The following is a 359-nucleotide window of genomic DNA, read 5'->3' as shown; positions in this document are numbered from 1 at the left end:
GAAATTATAGATATTAATTGTTACAATTACATTATCATTATTTATTTTAAGGAGAAAAATATGGCACAAATTAAATTAACTCCAGAAGACCTTCGTCAGTCTGCAACTAAATATACTAGTGGTTCTGAAAATGTGACCCAAGTTCTTAATGACTTGACTCGTGAGCAAGCAGTTATTGCTGAAAATTGGGACGGTTCTGCTTTTGATAGTTTTGAAGCACAATTCAATGAATTGTCTCCAAAAATTAAAGAATTTGCACAATTACTTCAAGATATCAATGCTCAGTTGGTTAAAGTTGCTGACATCATTGAGCGAACTGACCAAGATATTGCAGCACAGATCCATTAATTTTTTATAAG

The 359-nt window shown here is 32.0% G+C and carries 1 protein-coding gene; it reads left to right on the top strand.

The window, feature by feature from the left end; all coding sequences use genetic code 11:
- Positions 1–60: 60 nt before the first annotated feature.
- Positions 61–348, top strand: a complete 288-nt coding sequence (locus A0739_RS09880; protein WP_061587820.1) for a WXG100 family type VII secretion target — start codon at positions 61–63, stop codon at positions 346–348.
- Positions 349–359 lie beyond the last annotated feature (11 nt).

This window comes from Streptococcus oralis (genome assembly GCF_001588645.1).
GTDB classification, from domain to species: domain Bacteria; phylum Bacillota; class Bacilli; order Lactobacillales; family Streptococcaceae; genus Streptococcus; species Streptococcus oralis_AB.
This window is presented reverse-complemented; position numbering and strand designations above follow the sequence as displayed.

Bases quoted from the DNA above. Each gene is read 5' to 3' on its own strand.
- A0739_RS09880 (WP_061587820.1), top strand. From the start codon at position 61: ATGGCACAAATTAAATTAACTCCAGAAGACCTTCGTCAGTCTGCAACT.